Consider the following 19,563-nt stretch of genomic DNA (forward strand, 5'->3'; position numbering starts at 1 on the left):
TCTAGAAACCTCAAATAATAGCCTAACGCCACCCTCCCAGAGACATTACAGCGCCCCTCCGACACTGTCTATCGGCGAACCAATGGACTTGATTGCGATATGTGGCCATGACAAGCGCACGAAATCCCGCCTCTCGCCATACCTACTGGCCTCGAACAGCGGCGCGCAGTATGCTCAGCAACACCATAGCCATTTGCCATACTGATAAGGGATGATCGTATGCTCGATTCCCGCCGCACTCTGCCCGCCGTTCTGGATCGTCACATCGAAACGGAAGACCAAGACGCCTTTGGCCATCGGCATTATGCGCAAGCATTGCGCTGTTTGATCGAAGAGGAAGGCCACAAGCCGCCATTCAGCATCGGCTTGCTGGGCGGCTGGGGGACCGGCAAGAGCTCCGTCAAAGAACTCTATACGCGCGCGCTCGCGGATGACACATCAGCGACCGGCGGGCGCCGACCAAGAAGTCAGCGCTACAGAAGCATTACCTTCAACGCCTGGCGCTACGGGGGAAAGGAGCAAGATATCAAGCGGGCGCTGCTTCGACATGTCTTCCTTGAGCTAGGCGGAGATGAGGGGAAGCTGCAGGACGATCTGTATCGGAACGTCACCCACACGACGATCATACGCAAAACGACCTTGCAGCTTATCGGTGAGCACCTTACGAGTTGGGCGGCTCCACTCCCTGCATTTCTGATCGCATTTTCGGGTTACATTGTGTTGGGCGTACTCGGCCTCATGTATTTGCCATTGAGTGACGGCAATGCTCAAGGACTGTTCACTCTCGCGTTCAGTGGCCTGTATGGCTATCTCATGAAGTTAATGAAACCTGTCCCCGTCAATCCGTTCAACACGGTCACCCGGGTACATCTGCCGAGTGCCAGCGCAGAGCAATATGAAGACCTGCTGCTTCAGCAGCTTCGGACAGTCAAGCCCACCAAGGGCAACGCGATGCCCTTCGAGCGCCTGGTCATCTTCGTAGATGATCTTGATCGCCTCTCCGCAGAGGAAATGGTCTTGGGCCTGGACGCGGTCAGAACCTTCATGGAAATTCCGAGTGACAGGCTCCCAGAAAATCTGGGGCTGGTTTTTGTCATCTCCTGCGATGAAGGCAAAGTGGCAGACGCCCTCTCCCGCCGACGCGGCAACCCCGAACAGCCTGGTTCAATTTTCAACCCCACCGATGCAAGGCGCTATCTGGATCGAATCTTCCAATTCCGCCTGGAGATTCCACCGCCGCCGCGCAATGACATGCGTCAGTTTGCGCTCGCCAAGCTGAAGGGATTCCCCGAGTTGGCCAAGGAAGTTGCCGATAAAGGTGCCTCTGTTGAACAGGTGGTGGATCGCATGATTCACATCAACGTCACCGATCCACGCAATGCCCTGCAAATCGTCAACGCCTTCACTCAAACGTGGTGGCTGGCCAAAGCCCGTGAGCTGGATGCCGTCGGTAGCGAGCGCCCAGGTGGCTTACATGAAGGTGCAGTGACGAAGCACCCCATTGCCCTGGGGGCCCTGAGTGCTGCACGCGTAAGCTTCCCCGGCTTCTATCGTGACTTGCAGGATGACCCTCAGCTGCTTCACCGCCTAACAAACCTCATGGTCAGGCAGACCTTGCTTAGGGATGAGCCGGTAGAGGCTCAGCACACACTCAAGCAATACGTCAGAGAAGGCGAGGACGGGAAGACGATCTTGGTTGAGGGCTGTCGAGATTTGCGCCAATTCCTGGCTAGCCTCGTCGGCATCCCTTGGCCCGAGTCGCTCCAGAGCCTGCTACTCCTGTCCGAGGACTCAGTCACTCGGCGCTATGGCGGCAAGGCATCTCGGATCTATAGCCACCTTGTATCCGGTGACACACAGGGCTTCCTCGAAGCACTCTCTCCGCGTGCCAACGACTTCCTGAGCGACCAGGAAATGCAGCTGCTACACACCATGCTGAGCGAGCTACACCGCACTGAGCAATCGCTCAAATACAATGCCATGCGCGTAGTCGCTGACATCATTGATCGCCTGCCACCGCGAACGCGGGACTTGGTACTCGGCATCCTCAGCAACGATATCGTCACCTCAGCCGAGCTCAGGTCGCTCCTGGGCGTCGAAAAAATCGGCCGGATTGTCGCGGTGGCCAACGCGGTCGACCAGCAACAGATCGCCTCCGTCCTCATCGAAGAACTGCTCACCACTGGCAAGACCATCGCAATGCGCTTGCCTTCAGGCCAAACACCCAATATCGACGAAGCCACCAACATGGCCAAAGGTGCTGCCGACATCGCACTGTCTGTACTGACCGCACACGGCATTCCCGCTCAAGCTAAAGAGCAGTTGCTTACCTGGCTCAGTGAGCGAAATGTCACTGCGCCTGCCGGCAATTACTCGCTTCGATTCATCGAACTGCAGCACTGGATGGACAGCTACGAGCAGTCACTGCTGCCGGAGATCGGGGCAACCTATGTGCAGCAGCTGACGCATGCACTGTTCGAAGTTGAAGAGAAAACCAGTGACGATCAGGAGCAATTAGCCTCTCTAGACATGTCCGTCATTGCCCATCGGATCGATACCGTTTGGGAGCTCATGGCGAGCGAGGGAGAGGAAAGCCGTAATCGGCTCTGGGAACAGGTCAAATCGCTTGCCTTGATTCAATCGGCGCCGGTAACCGAATGCGTCATGCGAGCATTCGAACGCCACCTTGCGCATGGCCATGTGGAGCAAATCGTCGAATGCCTGGCTCGCTTTGCGCGACGACTCACCGACTTCCAAAAACTGCCGCTAGACTACACGCGTGCATTCCGGCTGATTGTCGACCTAGGCGCTGAGCGTCTGGAACAATTCGATAACCAACAGCATGAGGCGTATGCCGATCTCGCCGCACTTCTGAGCACCATCGAGGGCCACGAGAACGACGCTTTAGAAGTGTTCCATACTTTCGTCGTCCACAATGAGCGAGCGCTTAACAACGTTGCGCAGCGTTGGATTTACGAGCCGTTTGAGAAGGTGCCCAGCATTTGTCGAGTCGAGTTGTTCAAGCTCTATGGAAACTTGATCGAATCCGACCAGGAAGAGCTCGCTGATCACCTCACTGAGCTGACAGAGCGCTCAGAGCTCGGCGATGAATACGAGTCTTTGTACACCGACGCTACGACCCACATCCCGGCGAAACACTGGAAAGAGCAATTCCTTCGTGCGCATCTGGATAAGCTTCTCCCCACGCTCGCAGGCAAGGTCGACGAATGGGAAAGCTACCTCCAGTACCTGATGCCAGGACTTTCCAAGGTCTTCATTCATACAAGCCCTGCCGTGCTGGGCCCAGCGCTACAGAAGCTTTTCAGCACAGCCAAGTCGTACGGGGATGCTTTCGACCCGCTGCACAGCTACTTCGTCGATCGCTGGCCTTCCCAAGAGCAACTGCCAGCGGGGTATGCGCCACAGGCGCTGTTCGCAGAAGCCAGGCAGACCGCCATTGCTTCTCCCAATTTCGTCGGTCGACACACTCTCGCCTCGATGAACAGTATGCTGGAGTACGGCATTGTTCCCGAGTCTCTCTCGTCAAATCTGGACGAAACGGCACTTGTGGTATGGCAACAGCAACCAGCGGAGGCTGTCGACTTCCTCAGCTCAGGAAGAGAGGATCTATCGGTTGCGCAGATCACGAATCTGTTGGATACGGTCAACCTCAAGAAGGACGAGGAAGCCCGCATGCTGGAGCGCGTGTGGGCGTCATTCACGCCCAATCTGTCCATCGATGAAGACCTGGAGGCCACCAAAGCCGTCTTGCTCAAGGGCAAGAAAGGAAACACTTCAGATCCTGATTTGGCCATGTCTCTCTGGTGCCGAGCGCTCGCAGGTGAAGCACACCCGAACCTCAAGAAACTGATGTTCGCAGAAGACATCACCGATGAGCAGCGTGCTCGTCTGCTTCATCAGATCGTCCGTGCCGAAGGCGGCCAGAACGAAAAGGAATTCAAGGAATTGCCTCAGCTCGCAATCCAGTTGCTCAAAATGCCTGACAGCCCCATCACTTGGGCAGCCGTAAACACTCTGCGCTCCGACCTCAATAAACGCTTTGTGACTCAGGAGGATCGACTTTCTTTCGCTCGGAAGCTCTTAGCTGAATTGCCGGGTGGTGGATCGGATACCGCCAAAGGTCACATGGCAACTTGGGCCAAGAGCCTAGGTACCGAAGCTGTATTGAGAGAAGTGAAGCCCGTAGGCATGGTCGAGGACGATCTTAGCATCATCCAGAACATCTTCGGCTCGAACGCGGTCGTAAGGGGTTTCCTTACTCGGTGGAAGAACCGCAACAAGTCATGACCTGCTAACGGACATATCCAGATGCTGCTTTTCGATTTGCTCAAGCAAAGGGGCCGGCCTTCAAGCCCGCTCACAGCAAGGTTCACTTGGCTCGTCATAACGGAAAGGATTGCCCTCTCGACGTGTTCCTCGAAGGACGCTTTGATGAATGGCAGTCCTCGAATCCAGGCGAAATTTCGAGAGAGAATATATAGTGTCCCTGATCCAGGCCGGGCGCCTTACCCGTTGGCTTATCCGAAACCATTCAAAGCCCAGGTCGTTCAGGAATGCCTGCAACCTGGCGCATCCATTTCCAGTGTCGCCATCAGCCACGGCATCAATGCCAACGTCATCCCAAATGGATGCCGCTCTACCGAGATCAGCCCGCAGCGACTAATCACTCGCCAGACATGAACGCCCCTGCCGGTTCAGCTCACACAAAGCCCTCCACCGATCCCACCTCACAGATAGTGACCAGCGCAAAAATCCTCGGTGGGGCAAAAAGTGGGGCAAAAATCGGAAGCCCTTAAAACCACCGGGCATAAAAAAATCCAGTCACCGCTAAGTGACTGGATTTTTTGGTGTTTTTTGTCGGGACGGAGTGATTCGAACACTCGCCCCTTGCACCATGGCGAGAACTCTACGATAAATCAGGCTTTCAGCGGCTCTGATGGAATTTCAAAGGTTTTCATACAGAACCTAAGGCGGGTAAGAGCCTAATTCGATCTCACATTGGCATATCGGAAAATGATCATGCTACATGTTGCAGCACTGGACTGAGTTCGAGTGGGGAGTTCATTACCCCGCTTACCTCGAAGCCATGAAATCATAACATGAAATAGTTCAAGCTCTTGGTCGCTATGGATCGAGCGAAAGCCACAATGAACGTACCCGTCGATAAGTTCCCGAAATAAACTCAGGCGGAGTGCGTAGCTACGCACCATATCAACTAGAAGCTTTCTTGACTCAATGGAAATCCGGGAGCTGCAAAACCTGCACTTCCGGAATTCTTCAAACCAATGGCACGTGGCTTAAAGCAAAGCTAGCTTATCACCTGCTTCGCTTAGCCTGACGCCAAACATTGGAGCCACATTTACTCTTGTACAGAGCATCCTTGCCCGGTGTTTTATACAGCCATCAAATCAATAGCATTAGAGTTCCAAGCGCATGGTACCCTCAAGCACTCCTGCTTGAGTTAAGTTTCCCAAAGCTCTTAGGAGTTACAACGAACAGTACAGCGCCAAGGAAGGCACACAGCGCAACGACGTACAGAGAGACGTCAGTGCTATGGGTCATGTCGACCATCCAACCCACGAAGAACGGGCTGATGAAACCTGCCAGATTTCCAACGGAGTTGATAAAAGCTACACCCGCAGCAGCGCTCGCCCCGAGAAGGGCTGTCGGAGCAGTCCAAAATATGGGGAACGACGCCATTACACCACACGTTGCAAGGGTGAGACCTACCATAGCCAAAAGACCGTGGTGAGAGAAATGAGCGGCCATGATCAAGCCCAGCATCCCAATAAGTAGTGGAATAGCCAAGTGCCACTTACGCTCATTTCGCAGGTCTGCCGAGCGCCCCACATAGATCATTGTTGCTGCTGCGAAAATATAAGGGATAGCTGCAAGCATACCCACGGATTTTAGATCACTGAACCCTGAGTTCTTAATGATCGTCGGCATCCAGAAGCCCAACGCATACTCCCCCATCTCAATCAGGAAGTAGACCAAACTGAAGTACCATACGACTGGGGAAGTCAAAAACTTCAAAATAGAAGAGTGCGAACTGGAGCCTTTGTTGAGCTTCGAATCCCGACTCAGCTCGCTACGAACAAGCTCCTTTTCCGACTCACTCAGGAAGGTAGCGCTTTCAAAACTATCAGGCAGGAACCTAGTCACCAGAAGCCCTACGAGCATAGTAGGAATTCCGTAACAAAGGAAAAGCCACTGCCAATTGGAAACACCCATTGGCGCGTGTTGCAATGCTGCCATAATCCATCCCGACAGGGGGCCGCCTACGATTCCAGACAATGGAATCGCGGCCATGAAGAGCGCAATAACTCGTCCTCTGCGCTCGCTTGGGAACCAGCGAGTGAAGTAGTAAATGATCCCGGGGAAGAAACCAGCCTCTGCGACTCCAATCAAGAAGCGGAGGATATAATATGTGTTAACGCTTTCAATCAACATCATCAAAGAAGTAAGACCGCCCCACGCGACCATCAGGAAGCATATCCAACGCTTAGCCCCCACTCTCTCCAGAATAATGTTGCTAGGCACTGCGAACACCATATAACCCAGGAAGAATATCCCTGCTCCAAGGCCATATGCAGTTTCTGAGATTTTTAGATCTGCGAGCATATCCAATTTCGCAAAGCTGACATTAATCCTTGCAAGGTACGCCAGGACGTAGCAGACGAAGAGAAATGGAATAAGGCGAAGCGACATTTTTTTATAAACGGAATCGAGGTGCGCGGATTGCTCACCTTCAGCTTGTGAGCTCGTGAGTGTGTTCATTCTTTCACCTTGGTGCTTATTTATTTTTTTGGCAGCGATGAAGGGCGTACATCGTTTTGTTCTTGTGATTTGCCCGACCTAAGGGCCGGCCCGAAAAAGCTACCTGGTTGAATGTCGATTGTCAAACAATCTACAGGATGACTGTCAGTGCTTCGTCGACCAAGCGTTTCCTGGCGCGTCCCTCCTCCCCGTCGGAGAAATGCAGACGGACGTGTTCTGCCGATGCCGTAGAACCCGTTCAAATCGAGCGTCTCGCGCCTGAAGGCACAGGGAGGGATCGATCTCGATTGCCAATCAGTACACCAATGCGTTCACCGTCCGTCGCCGGATGCCACCTGTCGATTCTTGACCGCCGATACGGGCAGGGACAGACCGCCCTTCCCATACCCGGGATGCTTCTGAATGCAGTTCATTTCGGGTAAGGGCATCGTGCTCGACATGGCCTAGGCCCGTTCACTAGAGCAATCACCGGGCGACTGTCGATTGCAGATTGTTTGACAATCTAAAACTACCCTTGCTATAACAGTCTTCATGAACACGATCATCAACATTCCCAAAGTCCAGAAGCGAAGCACGGAGGTGAAAGCCGCCGACTTGCTGAGAGACGCAATCATTTCCGGGGCTATCCCGCTGGGCACGCGCCTGACGGAGATCAGTTCTTCCGAGCAGTTAGGCGTATCGAGGGGGACGATCCGAGCGGCTTTTCACCAGCTGGTACAGGAAGGCCTGCTGATCCAAACGCCCTACACTGGGTGGTCGGTGATGGATCTCAGCCCGGAGGATGCTTGGGAGCTTTACACGCTTCGTGGAAGCCTTGAGGCACTAGCCTCTAAACTCGTGACATTGCGTATTCAGCAAGAGGGTGTTTCTGGGTTTACTTTTGCTTCCATCAGTAAATCCTTCGAAGCGCTCAAATTCGCGTGCCTGGAAGGTGACAGCCGTGCAATTGCCAGTGCTGATATGGCGCTGCATAAGACGATCATCGATCTAACAAATCACTCTCGACTGATCGACCAGTACACTCGCATCCATCCCCAGATTTCGATTTACATTCGATCGAGTGACGCGCTGGTATCAGAAGGCGCGGAAATCATCTCTCAGCATTTGCCTTTGATGGAGGCAATTAAAGCCAAGGATGCACAGGCTGCCATGAACGCAGCGATGCAACACAATGAGACCGAAGGGGCCATTCTGGTTGAGCATTTAAAGGCCATTTGCCATTCGCTCTCTTAGATGATCGAGGAGCCATTACTGGGCGGCGAACTGTTCTACGAACCGGTCGCTGAAATCGCGGGCACGATGGCAGGACTGAAAATGTCCTCGCCTTCTGCCCAAAAAATTTGCCTAACCTCATTGTTGGACAATCAACAATAAGGTTATGGTTATGGGATGCGATGACGGGTAAGGATGCTCTCAGGGATTAACAAAAAAATTTGCCCGAAATGATTGTTAGACAATCAACAATAAAGGGTAAACCCATAAAAACCAGCACTACTCACGCAGGAATTGAAATGAAAAAAATCCGAAACTCCGTGGACTTGCTCGAGTGCGGAGACATCAACTCTCGCCAGATCGTGCTTGAAATTGCTGATAAGACGCTCACCCGGCTGGACAGCTACGAGCGTATTCGGAGCATCATGCACCTCGATGGTGATGTGCTGCATGTGGGTACGAAGAGCTGGGATCTCAGCCAAAAGCGGAATATTTATCTGTTCGGGGCCGGCAAAGCCTGCAACCACATGGCAATGGCCGTTGACCATGTGCTTGGGGATCGGCTCACGCGTGGCATCGCCATCGTGAAAATTCACGAGGCCTCCGACCGCTTCAACAAAACCGAGGTTTATGTAGGCGGTCACCCTCTCCCTAACGAAGAGGGCTATCGCGCCTCCCAGGAAATCATCCGGATCGTCGAGCAGGCGAACCAAGACGACCTATTTATCGCGGTGATCAGCGGCGGTAGCTCCGCGCTGATGTCGTGTCCTCGTGAAGGGATCAGCCTGCAGGATGAGATCGACGCCACCGACGTGATGCTCAAGTCGGGGGCCGGTATCTATGAGATCAACGCGGTACGCCGGCATATCTCCGCGCTGAACGGCGGCATGCTTGCCAAGCGTATCCAGGATATCGGCGCCGAACTGATCGGCATCGGTATCAGCGACGCGGTCGGCACCCCGGCCACCGGCGATATTGCCCAGCCCTACAAGGCCTATAAGAGCACGCCGATCGGCCCGGATGCCACCACCCTAGACGACGCCCGGGCGACCATTGCCAACTTCAACCTGGCCGACAAGATGCCCAAGAGCATCGTCCATTACCTGAACACCGTCGGTCCGGAGGGCGAGACCCCGAAGGCATTCCCGGACAACACCTACTACCTGCTCAACACCTTGCCGGACTCTTGCATCTACGCCAAGGAAGCGTGTGAGGCGATGGGTATCCCTGCGCTGATCGTTTCCTCTTTCCTCGAAGGTGAGAGTCGTGACGCCGGCACCTTCATGGCGTCGATGGCTCGCGAGATCCAGGCCTATGGCAACCCTATCAAGCCGCCGTGCGTGCTTCTGAGCTCGGGTGAAGTCACCACCAAAATCCTGGACAACTCGATCATCAAAGGCCATGGCGGGCCTGGCCAAGAAATGGCAGTCGGCTTTGCCATTGCTGCAGCCAAGGTCCCCGGCGCCTGCCTTCTCTCGATCGACAGCGAGGGCACGGATGGTACGACCAAAGTCGCCGGAGGCATCACCGACTCGCAAAGCCTTAAAGCGGCCACTGCACAGGGGATCAGCCTCTACCAGGCCCTGCGCGAGCACAGCACGTTCGAGGCTTTGGAGGCCATCAACTCGGCCATCTTCACCGGCAATACCGGCACCAACCTGTGCGACCTCAACATCGTTTATGTACCAGCCGTAGGGAGTAATTGAGATGGGCGATAAGATCGTCTCCGTGAATGCCCAGCAGATCATCGACTGCAAATGCCGACCTGCTGTAGAAGTCGAAATCCGCACTGAAAGCGGTGCCACTGGACGCGGTGCTGCGCCGACCGGGACATCGGTGGGCATGCATGAAGCATTCGTCCTGCGCGATGGCGACCTCTCATCCTATGGTGGTCTGACCGTCCATAAAGCCGTCGACGCAGTGGTCAATGTGATCGGCCCGGCAATCATTGGCCTGGACGTGAATGATCAGCGCTTGATCGACCAGGTGATGATCAACCTGGACGGCACTTCGGATAAGCACGTCTTGGGCGGGAATGCGATCTACTCCACCTCGATCGCCGCTTTCCGAGCAGCAGCAGATGCCAAGCGTATTCCGCTTTACAACCACATCGCCGGTGGCGCCATCGAGACAATCCCAGTCCCATGCTTCAACGTGGTGAATGGTGGGAAGTACAGCGGCTTCACGCAGTCCTTCAATGAGTTCCTGATCGTCCCGTATGGCACTGACAGCGTCGACCATGCCATTGAAATGGCCGTTGCGGTTTTCCAGAACCTAAACGATGTGCTGACCGAGTACCTGGGTCACAAGCCTGGGGTAGCCAGTTCCTACGGATATGCAGCGCCCAGCGATGATCCGGAGATCGTCCTGGATCTCATGCAGAAAGCGATCAACCGTTCTGACTACGGCGATTCGATTGCTTTCGCCCTCGATTGCGCCTCGAGCGAGTTCTACGACTCGAAGACCAAAACCTACATGTTGAAAGGTAAGCGTGTCTCCTCGGACGAGCTGATCGCCTACACGAAGCAATTGACCCAAAAATTCAATTTCGTCTTCATTGAAGACTTGCTGGATGAGAACGACTGGGACGGCTACCAGAAAGCCAAACAAGAGCTCCCACGCACTCTGATTCTTGGCGATGACCTCACTGTCACGAAGACCGAGTTCCTGCAGAAAGCCTTCGATATGAAAGCCATCGATGGGTTTGTGCTCAAGCCCAATCAGGTCGGCACCATCACCGAGTCCCTCGATGCTTATCGCTTCGCGGCTGACCGCGGAATGATCGCCGTGCCTTCAGGTCGCTCGGGCGGTGTGGTCGATGACGTCGTGATGGATCTCTCCGTCGGCCTGCAAGTCCCCTTCCAGAAAAACGGCGCTCCGCGTTCTGGCGAGCGTATCGAAAAACTGAATTTCCTGATGCGTGCGAACGCTCGAAATAAAGGCTGCCGCCTGTTTGATATCAAACCGCTGCTGCGTTTCTAACCGCTGGCCCCTCTAACAAGAACGAGATAATCCTAATGAGCACGAAAATCGATTTCACCTATCTCTCCGAAGCCGACATGATCGCCGCTGGTGTGCTGGATGCCGAACGTTGCGTAGACATCTGCGAAGAAACGTTCGGCCTGCTGGGCAAGGGCGATTACCTGATGGGCGGGGCCAACCACAACAGCCACGGCATGAACATCGTTTTCCCGAAGGAAACGAACTTCCCAAACATGCCAATTGCTGGGCCTGACCGTCGCTTCGCAGCGATGCCAGGCTACCTGGGTGGACGCTTCGATGTTTGCGGCAACAAATGGTACGGTTCCAACCATGCCAACATGGACAAAGGCCTGCCTCGTTCCATCCTGACTATGATGCTGAACGACAAAGATACCGGCGCCCCGCTCGCCTTGATGTCGGCCAACTTGCTGAGCGCTGCTCGCACCGGTGCGGTACCAGGTGTCGGTGCCAAGCACCTGGCCAACCCCAACAGCAAGAAAATGTCTGTAGTGGGATGTGGCCCGATCAACAAGGCTTGCTTCTCGGCGATCATCACGCAACTGAAGTCCATCGAAGAGGTCGTTTGCTTCGACCTGTTCCGCGACAAGGCGAATGAGTTGGCCGCCTGGATCACCCAGACCTATGACATCAAAGCTCGGGGTACCGATGACACTGAAGAAGGCTTCCGTGACGCCGACGTGATCACTGTTGCTGCCTCCCGTCTGAAGCCGTTGTTCTTCAAGGACGAATGGATCAAGGCTGGTGCAACCATGCTGGTATCGGGGCCGGTCAACACCGATGAATCCTTCCTGACCAGCGCGCGTATTGTCTATGACCACACCAAGCTGCACGAAGCCTACGTGGAAGACGCCATCGGCTCGGGCAACAAGGAAGGCTACTACAGCGGCGTCATCGGTGGCCCCCTGTATCGCCTCATCGACGCCGGCAAGCTGCCTGCATTGACCGACTCCACTGGCCTGGGCGACGTGGTCAACGGCGAGAAAGCGGGCCGTATCAGTGAGTCGGATCGAGTCATCTTCATTGCCTGTGGCATGTCCGTCTTTGACATCAGCTGGGGTTACGAGGTGCTGCTGAATGCCCAAGCCAAAGGCGTTGGCACCAAGCTGAATCTCTGGGACGTTCCTCACCAAGGCTAAAGCAAACGCCGCAGTTAACGCTGCGGCGTTTTTTTCAAGTTTCAAACCCTCTTCACAATATTTTGCTGCTTCAGCCACAAGTATTACCTGCGACTCTATTGCGGGCAGATTTGGGCAGCGCCATCGAAACTTACAAATTCACATGTAACTGCACGGGCGCTGGAACTGTGGTGGCAATCTTCAACAAAATTTGAGGTTCCGCAATGCATCGTAAGACAAAAATTGTCGCTACTATCGGGCCCGCGTCAGCATCGCCCGAAGTACTCTCAAAAATGTTGCATGCAGGCCTTGATGTGGCTCGCTTGAATTTCTCGCATGGCACGGCTGATGATCATCGCCGCAATGCAATTACGATTCGTGAGATTTCCGCCAGTACGGGCCGCGAGGTCGCTATCATGGCCGACCTCCAAGGGCCGAAAATTCGCGTTGGCAAGTTCGCTGAAGGTCGCGTGACGCTTAATTCAGGTGACCACTTCGTTCTGTGCGCATACCCGGTTGTTGGCAGCGTCGAACGGGTATCCCTGGACTATCCGGAGCTGGCGGATGAAGTGGCGTGTGGAGACGTTCTGGTTTTGAACGATGGTGCAATCGTTCTGGATGTCCGGTCTGTAGCAGACAAGGAAATCCACACGACAGTACGTATCGGCGGCGAGTTGTCCAATAACAAGGGCATCAACCGGCAAGGTGGCGGACTTTCCGCGCCTGCGCTTACACCGAAAGACATCAGCGATCTGGAAGTGGCCATTGAGCTGGGTGCGGATCTCGTTGCGGTCTCCTTCCCTAAATCTGCGGCGGACATGGAGCAGGCGCGAGCCCTGGTTGAAAAGTTTTGCCAGAGCCCCGCTGCCCGCCCCAAACTGATCGCCAAAATCGAACGCGCGGAAGCCATTCCGGCGCTCCAGGAGATCATCGAAGCGTCTGATGGGATCATGGTGGCACGAGGCGATCTGGGCGTCGAAGTCGGAATCGCAGCCGTACCCGCGTTGCAGAAAATGATGATCAAGATGGCAAGGGCCTCCAACCGTCTGACCATTACTGCAACGCAGATGATGGAGTCGATGATCACTCATTCGATTCCCACACGAGCGGAAGTCTCCGACGTGGCCAACGCGGTGTTGGACGGTACTGATGCAGTCATGCTGTCCGCTGAAAGCGCCACGGGTCGATACCCAGTGCAGACCATTGAAGCTATGGCCAGCATTTGCGAAGAGGCCATCAAGCTGCGGATCAGCCTGCCCGACACCGAGCTCCTGATGCGGGATGTGCAGAAGATTGATGAGGCGACGGCAGTGAGCGCCGTCTTTGCTGCCTATCGTCTACACGCGTCGGCAATCATTGCGCTCACGGAGTCTGGCGCCGCCCCACTGTGGATGAGCCGACACACGTCCTCTATCCCAATTTATGGCCTGACCCGATCAGTCTCTACGGCTCGATGGATGACGTTGTTCCAGAACGTCGAACCCATCGTCGCAGACTCCTGGACTGACCATGAGGAAGTGATTGCAGGTGTTGAAGATCTCCTCACTAGCCGAGGTGTCGTCAAGCCTGGAGATTTAATCATCGTTACTTTTGGCAAACCTATGGCCGCACCTGGTGGCACCAACGCGATGAGGATTGTCAGGGTCGGCGAGAAAAGCCCTGTTGCCTCATACCATCGGTAATTCTGCTCGAACGAGCACATTCCAAGTCAGCGACTGCTACCTGGGAAAACCATTTCCAACAACTGACTCATTGAGATTTTCACTGGGTGCATTGAGTGAGGAGTAAGCCACTACCCTCACTTCCCTTGCGAAATTAAAGGACCGTCCCAACCCGTCTGAAGAGCAAGTTTGTTCTGCCGTCTTATGCGACTGTTGGTTGGCAACGCCATAAGCAATGCCGAGTTGGGTACGTGCGCTTTTTACTGATTCCCCACCTTGTATGGCGAGCCCGCTCGCGACACGCGACTGCTGAAGTATTTGCAGCCCCTTACAAGCCCTAATTTGGAGCAATAACAATGGCGTTCTTCACCGCGGTCGATATGGCCGACTTTCAGCATCAACTACAAGCGGCCCTTGCGCAGCATGTAAACGAACGCGAGCTACACCAAGTAGCCCTGTTTGCTGAACAGTTTTTTGGCATCGTTGCCTTGGATGAACTGGCTCAGAGGCGACTGTCCGATCTGGTGGGTAGCACACTCTCGGCGTGGCGGCTGCTGGCGAACTTCGAAAACGCGAAGCCTCAGGTGTGCGTTTTCAACCCTGATTACGAAAAGCATGGTTGGCAGAGCAGTCACACAGCGATCAAGGTGCTGCACAAGGATATCCCCTTCTTAGTCGACTCGGTACGCATCGAGCTGAAGCGTCGGGGCTACAACATCCATACCCTACAGAACAGCGTGCTCAGCGTACGCCGCGATGGTAAGGGAAACTTAACTGATCTATTGCCCAAGGCCAGCACCGGCGAAAATATCCAGCACGAATCGCTGATATTCATCGAGGTCGACCGCTGCTCGACTCCTGATGAGATCAATTCGTTGTGCGCCGCTTTGCTTGAGGTGCTTGGGGATGTTCGCCTGAGCGTGGCGGACTTCCTCCCCATGAAAGCAAAAGCTGGTGATCTGCTGACCAAGCTGGACGAGGCGGGAGCCGGCTATGGTACAAGCGACGCCATCGAGGTCGAAGAGATCAAGGCGTTCCTTCAATGGCTGCAGAACGACCACTTTACGTTCCTTGGGTATGAGGAATTTACCGTTCATGAGAACAGTGGGGGCGGATGTATTCACTACGACGAGTCCACCGTGTTGGGACTGTCGAAAAATCTTCGTGTCGGCCTAGGCCAAGACGAGCTCCACATCGAGCCACAGGCCCTGTCCTACCTGCGTGAGCCAACCCTGCTGTCCTTCGCCAAGTCTGCGCAAGTAAGCCGGGTGCACCGGTCTGCGTATCCGGATCTGATTTCAATTCGTGAGATCGGCGCCGATGGTAAGGTGATCAAGGAGTGCCGCTTCCTGGGCATTTTCACCTCAACCGCTTACAGCGATAGCGTGCGGGAAATCCCTTATATCCGCCGCAAGGTTGCAGAAATTGAACATCGCACTGCGTTCGTGCCCCAGGGTCACCTAAGCAAAGAGCTCGTGAAGGTACTGGAGGTGTTGCCTCGTGACGATCTGTTCCAGACGCCAGTCGGTGAGCTCGCAAGTACCGTCCTGTCGATCGTGCAGATCCAGGAGCGCAACAAGGTGCGCTTGTTCCTGCGCTTCGATCCGTATGGCCGGTTCGCCTACGTCTTGGCCTATGTGCCGCGCGACATCTACTCCACGGAAGTTCGGCTGCGTATCCAGCAAGTACTGGTTGAGCGCTTACACGCCAGCGATTGCGACTTCTGGACTTACTTCTCGGAGTCGGTACTCGCCCGAGTGCAGTTCATCATCAAGGTCGATCCTAAGGCCAAGCTGGATATCGATCCGAAGCAACTCGAACGTGAGGTGGTTCATGCTTGCCGTTCCTGGACAGACGATTACGCAGCTCTGCTGTTGGAGACCTTCGGCGAAGCTCTAGGTACCCGTGTACTGGCTGATTTCCCAAAGTCCTTCCCCGCTGGTTATCGGGAACGCTTTGCCGCGCACCAGGCTGTTGTCGACATGCAGCACCTGCGCAGCCTTTCAATTGAGCGCCCTCTGGTGTTGAGTTTCTACCAGCCAATGGGGTTGGGTGATCGCCAGCTGTTCTGCAAGCTGTACCACGCCGATACGCCGCTGGCTCTCTCCGACGTATTGCCAATCCTGGAGAACCTTGGCCTGAGGGTGCTTGGGGAATTCCCATACCGCCTGAAACATCAGAGCGGTCGTGAGTTCTGGATTCATGATTTCGCGTTCACGTACCCTGAAGGCCTTACGCTGGATATCCAGCAACTCAACGAAACCTTGCAGGACGCCTTCGTGCACATCGTGTGCGGCGATGCAGAGAACGATTCCTTCAACCGTTTGGTTCTCTCCGCTGGCCTACCTTGGCGGGATGTGGCACTGCTGCGAGCCTATGCGCGGTACCTGAAGCAAATTCGCCTGGGCTTCGACTTGGGCTATATCGCCACGACACTGCTCAACCACGCCAGCATCGCTCGCGAGTTGGTGCGCCTGTTCAAAACCCGCTTCTACCTGGCGCGCAAGCTCAGCAACGACGATCTTGATGACAAGCAGCAGAAGCTCGAACACGCTATCCTCGCCTCGCTTGACGATGTCGCTGTGCTCAATGAAGACCGTATCCTGCGCCGCTACCTGGATCTGATAAAAGCGACCTTGCGTACCAACTTCTACCAGCCCGATCAGGATGGTGCCGCACGCAGTTATTTCAGCTTCAAGTTTGATCCGAGTGCAATCCCTGAGCTGCCACGACCGGTGCCCAAATATGAGATCTTCGTATACTCCCCACGAGTTGAAGGCGTGCACCTACGATTCGGCAGCGTCGCTCGCGGAGGCCTGCGCTGGTCGGATCGTGAAGAGGATTTCCGTACGGAAGTGCTCGGTCTGGTCAAAGCTCAGCAGGTAAAAAACGCTGTAATCGTCCCCGGCGGTGCCAAAGGTGGCTTCGTCCCTCGCCGTCTGCCACTGGGTGGTAATCGAGACGACATCCAGTCAGAGGCCATCGCCTGCTACCGTATCTTCATCAGCGGCCTACTGGATATCACCGACAACCTCAAAGATGGCAACGTCGTGCCACCTGCAAACGTGGTTCGCCACGATGCGGATGATCCCTACCTGGTGGTGGCGGCTGACAAAGGCACCGCAACCTTCTCGGACATCGCGAACGGCATCGCCGAGGACTACGGTTTTTGGCTGGGTGATGCCTTCGCCTCTGGCGGCTCCGCTGGTTACGATCATAAGGGTATGGGCATCACCGCTAAAGGCGGCTGGGTTTCGGTGCAGCGTCATTTCCGCGAACGTGGCGTTGACGTACAAAAAGATCTGACCACTGTAGTCGGGATCGGCGACATGGCTGGAGACGTGTTCGGAAACGGCCTGCTGCTTTCCGAGTCGCTGCAACTGGTCGCGGCGTTCAACCACCTGCACATCTTCATCGACCCAAACCCGGATGCAGCGCTCAGCTTCGTTGAACGCAAAAGGCTCTTCGACCTGCCAAGGTCAAGCTGGGCCGACTACAACAGCGGGCTGATTTCCAAGGGCGGTGGCATCTTCCTGCGCAGCGCCAAGAGCATTCCAATCAGCCAGGAAATGAAAGCACGCTTCGATATCCATGCCGACAAGCTGCCACCGACCGAACTGCTCAGCGCACTGCTCAGGGCGCCCGTGGATCTGATCTGGAACGGCGGCATTGGAACCTATGTGAAATCCAGCCGTGAGACCCATGCGGATGTTGGGGACAAGGCCAACGACTTGCTGCGTATCGACGGGCGCGAACTGCGAGCCAAAGTCGTGGGTGAAGGCGGAAACCTCGGCATGACCCAACTCGGTCGAGTGGAGTTCGGCCTCAACGGTGGTGCCAGCAATACTGACTTCATCGACAACGCGGGTGGCGTGGACTGCTCCGACCACGAAGTGAACATCAAGATCTTGCTCAATGAGATCGTGACGGCTGGAGACATGACAGGTAAACAGCGGAACACCCTGCTCTCCGAGATGACCGAGGACGTTGGCAATCTGGTACTGGGCAACAACTACAAGCAAACCCAGGCACTATCCCTGGCAGAGCGTGGTGCACGTGAGCGTCTGAGCGAATACAAACGCCTGATGGCAGCACTTGAAGCGTCTGGCAAACTGGATCGTGCGTTGGAATTCCTCCCCACCGATGACGAGCTCAACGATCGCGCCGTCAAGGGCCAAGGACTCACTCGCCCAGAACTATCAGTGCTCATTTCGTACTGCAAAATCGACCTGCAGGAGGCATTGATCAAGTCCGATCTGTCGAGTGACGAATACCTCGCCCAAGACATGAAGACCGCCTTCCCTTCTCGCCTGTCGCAGCAGTTTGGCGAGGCGATGGGCCGTCACCGGCTCAAGCGGGAGATCGTCAGCACCCAGATCGCCAACGACCTGGTCAACCACATGGGCATAACCTTCGTTCAGCAGTTGAAGGAGTCCACTGGCGTGGGCTCAGCGCAAATTGCCGCTGCCTATGTGGTGGTGCGCGATGTGTTCAATCTGCCTCATTGGTGGAGTCAGATTGAGGCGCTGGACAATCAGCTATCGGCTGATGTGCAACTGGGCATGATGGAAGAGCTGATGCGACTGGGCAGGCGCGCTACCCGCTGGTACTTGCGCAGCCGTCGTAATGACATGGATGCAGCCCGTGACGTCGCCCACTTGGCCCCTAGGGTCAAGGCCCTCGCGCTCAGTCTGGATGAATTGCTTGAGGGCCCTGCCCGCGAACAATGGACGGCACGCTATCAATCCTACGTCGAGGCCGGCGTACCGGAGCTCCTGTCCCGGGTAATCGCAGGTACCAACCACCTGTACACCTTGTTGCCAATCATCGAGTCAGCAGACTTGACCGGATGCGAGCCGACTGATGTGGCTGCTACCCACTTTGCCGTGGCTGATGCATTGGATTTGTCCTGGTATCAGCAGCGGATCAGCGAATTGAAGGTGGAAAGCAACTGGCAGGCCCTCGCCCGCGAGGCGTTCCGCGACGACCTGGATGCTCAGCAAAGGGCAATCACCATTTCGGTGCTGCAGATGGTCGGCGGATCGGAAAACATCGGGGAGCGAGTTCAAGCTTGGCTGGAAAGCAACCGTCGTATGGTGGAGCGTTGGAAAGGCATGCTGGCCGAACTGCGAAACGCCTCCAATAGCGATTACGCGATGTATGCCGTGGCGAATCGGGAGCAGGGAGATCTGGCCCGCAGTCGAGCATAGATGATGCCAAGCTAACAATCTGATCATCTGGGTTAGCCAACCAGAACGCCCCGAACAATTCGGGGCGTTTATCCTCACGGATGATGCTTGGCGCTAATGGATTCAACGATGGCCAGCGCACCGCGCGCAAAGGAAGGAACATGATCTTGGAACTTGATCAAAAAAGCGCTCGCAGAGCCAGTAAGTCGCGCTTCCAGACTTCATGCCCGGGGCAGGATGGAAACGCTGGGTGAAGAACAGCTTCAATTACCGGCTGCTGAACCAACCAGCCGGTAACCTCAAGCGTGCTGTTCTCGAGATGAGTGAGTCGAACGCCGGTGCGATCAGCGACTTGACGCCGGACGGAGCAAGCTGCTGAGGTTGAACGAGCCGAGTACGCCAATGCATGATAATTACCTTCAGTAATAACCACGGGTAGTGATAATTTATTGCGTATGGTGTGAGATGTGCCAGCGTGCGGAGTACATGTTTGCTGGCGAAACAGGGGAGTTTGAAGCCCGCTTTTGCGACCGCAGCTGAACTGGACACCCTCCACTCGAGCGTCTCCGGAGCCTACCGGCG

Annotated in this window: 11 protein-coding genes; 9 read left to right on the top strand and 2 right to left on the bottom strand. The window is 55.2% G+C overall.

The genetic code is table 11. The features are described 5' to 3' along the window. Positions 1 to 219: 219 nt before the first annotated feature. Both ACY8GK_RS08155 and ACY8GK_RS08160 read left to right on the top strand, forming a co-directional pair. On the top strand, positions 220 to 4,308 hold the full coding sequence (locus ACY8GK_RS08155) for a KAP family P-loop NTPase fold protein (protein WP_462402796.1): 4,089 nt from the start codon (positions 220 to 222) through the stop codon (positions 4,306 to 4,308). A gap of 144 nt (positions 4,309 to 4,452) precedes the next feature. Then, a complete protein-coding gene (locus ACY8GK_RS08160) occupies positions 4,453 to 4,701 on the top strand; it encodes a transposase (RefSeq protein ID WP_462402797.1) in 249 nt (82 codons plus the stop codon). A 762-nt stretch (positions 4,702 to 5,463) separates the two neighbouring features. Here ACY8GK_RS08160 and ACY8GK_RS08165 read toward each other — a convergent pair. Next, positions 5,464 to 6,801, bottom strand: a complete 1,338-nt coding sequence (locus ACY8GK_RS08165) for an MFS transporter (protein ID WP_462402798.1) — start codon at positions 6,799 to 6,801, stop codon at positions 5,464 to 5,466. A 531-nt stretch (positions 6,802 to 7,332) separates the two neighbouring features. Here ACY8GK_RS08165 and ACY8GK_RS08170 point away from each other — a divergent pair. From ACY8GK_RS08170 to ACY8GK_RS08195, 6 genes are all read left to right on the top strand, one after another. Continuing rightward, complete coding sequence (locus tag ACY8GK_RS08170) at positions 7,333 to 8,034, top strand: GntR family transcriptional regulator (RefSeq protein ID WP_462402799.1); 702 nt, start codon at positions 7,333 to 7,335, stop codon at positions 8,032 to 8,034. Positions 8,035 to 8,312: 278 nt separating this feature from the next. Beyond that, on the top strand, positions 8,313 to 9,719 hold the full coding sequence (locus ACY8GK_RS08175; protein ID WP_462402800.1) for a glycerate kinase type-2 family protein: 1,407 nt from the start codon (positions 8,313 to 8,315) through the stop codon (positions 9,717 to 9,719). A 1-nt stretch (position 9,720) separates the two neighbouring features. Beyond that, positions 9,721 to 10,995, top strand: coding sequence for a phosphopyruvate hydratase (eno, locus tag ACY8GK_RS08180; RefSeq protein WP_462402801.1), 1,275 nt, complete (start codon positions 9,721 to 9,723; stop codon positions 10,993 to 10,995). Positions 10,996 to 11,030: 35 nt separating this feature from the next. Then, complete coding sequence (locus ACY8GK_RS08185; RefSeq protein ID WP_462402802.1) at positions 11,031 to 12,152, top strand: tyramine oxidase subunit B; 1,122 nt, start codon at positions 11,031 to 11,033, stop codon at positions 12,150 to 12,152. 203 nt (positions 12,153 to 12,355) lie between these two features. After that, a complete protein-coding gene (pyk, locus tag ACY8GK_RS08190) occupies positions 12,356 to 13,813 on the top strand; it encodes a pyruvate kinase (RefSeq protein ID WP_462402803.1) in 1,458 nt (485 codons plus the stop codon). 335 nt (positions 13,814 to 14,148) lie between these two features. Beyond that, the gene (locus ACY8GK_RS08195; protein WP_462402804.1) at positions 14,149 to 19,002 is read left to right on the top strand and encodes an NAD-glutamate dehydrogenase; all 4,854 of its coding nucleotides are present in this window, start codon (positions 14,149 to 14,151) and stop codon (positions 19,000 to 19,002) included. Positions 19,003 to 19,159: 157 nt separating this feature from the next. Here the strand turns inward: ACY8GK_RS08195 and ACY8GK_RS08200 are convergent, their stop codons facing one another. Beyond that, positions 19,160 to 19,267, bottom strand: a complete 108-nt coding sequence (locus tag ACY8GK_RS08200) for a hypothetical protein (protein ID WP_462403000.1) — start codon at positions 19,265 to 19,267, stop codon at positions 19,160 to 19,162. Between ACY8GK_RS08200 and ACY8GK_RS08205 the strand changes: the two genes are divergently transcribed. Next, a complete protein-coding gene (locus tag ACY8GK_RS08205) occupies positions 19,232 to 19,360 on the top strand; it encodes a hypothetical protein (protein ID WP_462403051.1) in 129 nt (42 codons plus the stop codon). The two genes, ACY8GK_RS08200 and ACY8GK_RS08205, sit on opposite strands and share 36 nt — an antisense overlap. The last annotated feature ends 203 nt before the right edge of the window (positions 19,361 to 19,563 follow it).

It is taken from the genome of Pseudomonas sp. Marseille-QA0332 (assembly GCF_054950175.1).

Bases quoted from the DNA above. Each gene is read 5' to 3' on its own strand.
- ACY8GK_RS08195 (WP_462402804.1), top strand. From the start codon at position 14,149: ATGGCGTTCTTCACCGCGGTCGATATGGCCGACTTTCAGCATCAACTA.
- eno (WP_462402801.1), top strand. From the start codon at position 9,721: ATGGGCGATAAGATCGTCTCCGTGAATGCCCAGCAGATCATCGACTGC.
- ACY8GK_RS08170 (WP_462402799.1), top strand. From the start codon at position 7,333: ATGAACACGATCATCAACATTCCCAAAGTCCAGAAGCGAAGCACGGAG.
- ACY8GK_RS08165 (WP_462402798.1), bottom strand. From the start codon at position 6,801: ATGAACACACTCACGAGCTCACAAGCTGAAGGTGAGCAATCCGCGCAC.
- ACY8GK_RS08160 (WP_462402797.1), top strand. From the start codon at position 4,453: ATGAATGGCAGTCCTCGAATCCAGGCGAAATTTCGAGAGAGAATATAT.
- pyk (WP_462402803.1), top strand. From the start codon at position 12,356: ATGCATCGTAAGACAAAAATTGTCGCTACTATCGGGCCCGCGTCAGCA.
- ACY8GK_RS08155 (WP_462402796.1), top strand. From the start codon at position 220: ATGCTCGATTCCCGCCGCACTCTGCCCGCCGTTCTGGATCGTCACATC.
- ACY8GK_RS08185 (WP_462402802.1), top strand. From the start codon at position 11,031: ATGAGCACGAAAATCGATTTCACCTATCTCTCCGAAGCCGACATGATC.
- ACY8GK_RS08175 (WP_462402800.1), top strand. From the start codon at position 8,313: ATGAAAAAAATCCGAAACTCCGTGGACTTGCTCGAGTGCGGAGACATC.